The following is a 3746-nucleotide window of genomic DNA, read 5'->3' on the forward strand; positions in this document are numbered from 1 at the left end:
GACGGCACCACCCTCGCCACCACCAGCACCGACCGCACGGTGCGACTGTGGCAAACCACTACCGGGCGCCTGCTTGCGACCCTCTATCCCCTCCCGGACGGAGACTGGGCCACCGTCCTGCCGGATGGGACATACAAGACCTCCGGGGGCGACGGCCGTTCTCTGCTGTGGTGGGCCGTCAAACTCCGCCGGTTCGAACTCGACGAACTCGCCGACCTCGACCCCGCCTACCGGCTACTCGACCCGGCCACGCCCATCCCCGGTCTTGATCATCTCCCCCGCAGCCCGCAGCCGCAGGAGGAAGCACGCGAATCACGGCGCTGGTTCTCCCGACGGCGCCGGTAGACACCCGGAAAACGACGATCAACTCCCATCCCGGCCGTCACGTGCCTGCACAGCAGCAGGAGAAAACGGCTGACTGCCATGCTTCTCCGGCGCAGCAGGTGTTGAGCGGACTCGCGTCACCGGGGGCTGTCGCGATGTCGTAGCTGGCTACCGGCACCTCACCGGGCGTCGGGGCAGCAGTGTGCACAAGATTTTGATCGTCGGCGATTTGTCGGCTCTGTCGGGATCGTAGGAACCGGAGAACTCGCTGCGCGAGACCCGTGGGTCGAGATTTCGTGCGGCCTCGACGTCTCCATACCGCTTATTCAGGCCCGGACAGGCACGGCCGGTTCCTCCGCGGCCGGCCGGTCGAACGACGTGACGGTCATGGGTCCGATAATTTTCGACCGTCGGCAACCCGCCGGCAACCGAAACCAAAATGATCATAATTTGCCGTGATCGGGGTTCCACGCGACAGCCGGGAGCTCGGGAACCCGGGAGTTCGGGAACCGGGACCGCATCGTCGTCCACCGCAGACATGACAGGGAGTGAGAGGCATCGACACGGCTGGACCGGCGACACGACCGGGCCATCGACATGGCCGGAACAGCGTCGGACACTGGGGGTGTAAAGCGAACACCTGGAGTCGCGCATGGGCGTTGATCGGCGCAGGCTCGCGGCGGTTGCCGGGCTTGTCGCGGCAGGACGTCTGGTGAGAGCGTCCTGCGGACGCACCCGCACCGCGCAGGACCTGGCCGGGCTCACCACCGCCATGCGGGCGCTGGTCGACGGGTACGGGTCCACCGCCCCGGCGCAGACCGCCTTACAGGCGTGGAACCTGGGGCGCCACGTCGGGGCGTCCCAGGGAGGGTCGGCCCGCGCCGGGCACGACTGGCAGGCCCTGCACTCCCGCACCCTCGTGCTGGAAGGCAACGCACTCGTCGACGCCGGTGACGTCTCCTGCGGGCTGCGCACGCTGACCCAGGCGGAGTCGGTCGCCGCAAGCATCGGGGACTGGCCGACGATCGCGCACGCCCACGCCGTCCGGGCGATGGCCGCGCGGCGTCTGCAACGCTGGAAGACCGCGCTGACCCTCGCCGTGGAAGGACAGCGGTACGCGGGGAACACACCCGCCGCCGTGATGCTGGCGGTTGCCGAGGCCGGCGCACGGGCGCGGCTGGGCGACACCGTCGGTACCGTTGCCACGGTCGGCCGGGCGCAGGAACTGATGAACCGGATACCCGCCGAGAAACACGGCACCCCCAGCTACTCCCTCGACGGTTACCACCCTGCGCTGTTCGCGACGATGGCGGCCAGCGCCCTCGTCCTGGCCGGGCAGATCTATGCCGCCGCGCCGTTCCTGACCGAGGCGCGCGAGCGTGTCGGCTCCGGACACGGCCACGGCAGGGGCCACGACAAGGGTGTCAGCGGCCTGGCTCCCCTGGTGTACATCATCTGCGCGGACGCCGCGCTGCGCCGGGCGCGTCCTGACGTCGAGGAGGCCGAACAGCACGTCACCGGCGCGGTGGCCGCCTCGGCCGGCCGACCGGCGGCGTGGATGAGCAGCGAGGTGGCCCAGCTTGCCGGGGAAGCCGCCCGCCACGGCGCCGACTGGTCCGACCTGGTCGCGCTGACCTCGACGTGGGCCGGTTCCCCGGAATAAGCCCGAAATAAGAACGTCCGGCAAGAAGACGTCCGATCGGCGAGCGGCTTCCCCGGCATCTGGCAGCACATCGGGTAATAAAGACGCTGTGCAGATCCCAGCGCTCGACGCCGACGCGATGAACGCCGCCCGGCAGCGGCAGGCAATGTTGACCAAGCCTCCGGGCGCTCTCGGGCGCCTTGAGGAGATCTCGGTCTGGCTTGCCGGTGTGCAGGGGGTCTGCCCACCCAAGCCGTTCCAGCGCATCCGAGCGGTGATCATCGCCGGTGATCACGGTATTGCGCGGGCGGGCGTCTCGGCGTTCCCGCCGGAGGTCACCGCACAGATGGTGGCGAACTTCGCCGCCGGCGGCGCCGCGGTGAACGTGCTGGCCCGCACCGTCGGCGCGTCCGTCCGGGTCGTCGACCTCAGCGTGGACGCCGACGAGCCGGCGGCACCGGACGGCGGCGGTGGCGAGGGAGAGGGAGTGGACGCAGGAGCGGGCGCAGCCGCCTCCGCCGGTCGCTACCGGGTCCGGCGCGGCAGCGGACGGATCGACGTCGAGGACGCCCTCACCGCCGACGAGGCCGCCCGGGCGTTCGACATCGGCCGGGCGATCGCCGACGAGGAGGTCGACGCCGGCGCCGACCTGCTGGTCCCGGGCGATATGGGTATCGGGAACACCACCCCGTCCGCGGCGATCGTCGCCACTCTGCTCGACCGGGAGCCGATCGACACCGTCGGACGCGGAACCGGCATCGACGACACCCGGTGGATGATCAAAACCGCGGCGATCCGGGACGCGATGCGCCGCGGCCGGCCGTTCGCCGCCGATCCGCTGGCCCTGCTGCGGGTGATCGGCGGTGCGGACCTCACCGCGCTCACGGGCCTGCTGGTCCAGGCTGCCGTCCGCCGCACCCCGGTGGTGCTGGACGGCGTCGTGATCTGTGCCGCGGCGCTGGTCGCCGAGGCGTACGCGCCGGGGTCGAAGGCGTGGTGGGTCGCGGGCACGCGTTCGACCGAACCCGCGCAGAAACTCACCCTGACGTCACTGGGTGTCGAACCCCTGCTGGACCTCGGCCTGCGGCTCGGTGAAGGCAGCGGAGCGCTGCTCGCCGTCAACCTGCTGGTGGCCGCTCAGGCGACGCTCGCCGAGATGGCCACGTTCGACCAGGCCGGGGTCAGCGACAAGACCGACACGGCCGGCAAAGCCGACCCGGCCGCCGACCCGGGTGACACGCCCGGGACGGAAAGCGCCTGACGCGCAGCGGCTGATGCTCGCCACACGGACGATTTTCTCCCTGCTCTCGCTGCTGCCTGTCCGGGGGCAGATCGTTCTCGACCGGCGCACCATGGGGCGTGCCATGGCGCTGGCGCCGCTCGTCGGCCTCGTCCTGGGCAGCATCACCGCCCTCGTCGTGCTCAGCTTCCGGATCTTCACGAAGACGCCCGGAGCGCCGCCCGAAACGCCGGCCCAGAACCTGTTCCCGGCCGTCATGGGGATCGCCACCCTGGCATTACTGACCCGCGGTCTGCACCTGGACGGGCTCGCCGACGTCGCCGACGGTCTCGGCGCCGGCCGGGAGCGTGCGCTGGCGGCCATGCGCGACTCGCGACTGGGCGCGTTCGGCGCGCTAGCTCTGATCTTCGTCGTCCTGGTCCAGGTCGGGGCGCTATCGCTCACGATCAGTGAGCATCGGGGCAGCCTGTCGATCCTGGTCGCGTCGATGACCGGGCGGCTCGCGGCGACACTCGCCTGTACCGCGGGCACACCCCCGGC

General features: G+C 70.8%; 3 protein-coding genes and 1 pseudogene. All 4 read left to right on the forward strand.

Annotated features, from left to right (window positions below):
- Window positions 1–345 (forward strand): annotated as a pseudogene (locus tag CV1CTNOD_RS24870) (hypothetical protein); the annotation flags it as partial.
- Between the two features lie 631 nt (window positions 346–976).
- Complete coding sequence (locus CV1CTNOD_RS16995; RefSeq protein WP_131787034.1) at window positions 977–1987, forward strand: hypothetical protein; 1011 nt, start codon at window positions 977–979, stop codon at window positions 1985–1987.
- 118 nt (window positions 1988–2105) lie between these two features.
- Window positions 2106–3227, forward strand: coding sequence for a nicotinate-nucleotide--dimethylbenzimidazole phosphoribosyltransferase (gene cobT / locus CV1CTNOD_RS17000; protein ID WP_131787038.1), 1122 nt, complete (start codon window positions 2106–2108; stop codon window positions 3225–3227).
- A gap of 13 nt (window positions 3228–3240) precedes the next feature.
- Window positions 3241–3746, forward strand: a 506-nt coding sequence (locus tag CV1CTNOD_RS26850) for an adenosylcobinamide-GDP ribazoletransferase (protein ID WP_242606766.1), incomplete at its 3' end; no start/stop codon positions are given.

Origin of the sequence: Protofrankia symbiont of Coriaria ruscifolia (genome assembly GCF_900634745.1) — a bacterium.
Taxonomy (GTDB): Bacteria; Actinomycetota; Actinomycetes; order Frankiales; family Frankiaceae; genus Protofrankia; species Protofrankia californiensis.

What these genes read in the sequence shown, in the direction of transcription:
- cobT (WP_131787038.1), top strand. Translation starts at nt 2,106, where the DNA reads ATGAACGCCGCCCGGCAGCGGCAGGCAATGTTGACCAAGCCTCCGGGC.
- CV1CTNOD_RS16995 (WP_131787034.1), top strand. Translation starts at nt 977, where the DNA reads ATGGGCGTTGATCGGCGCAGGCTCGCGGCGGTTGCCGGGCTTGTCGCG.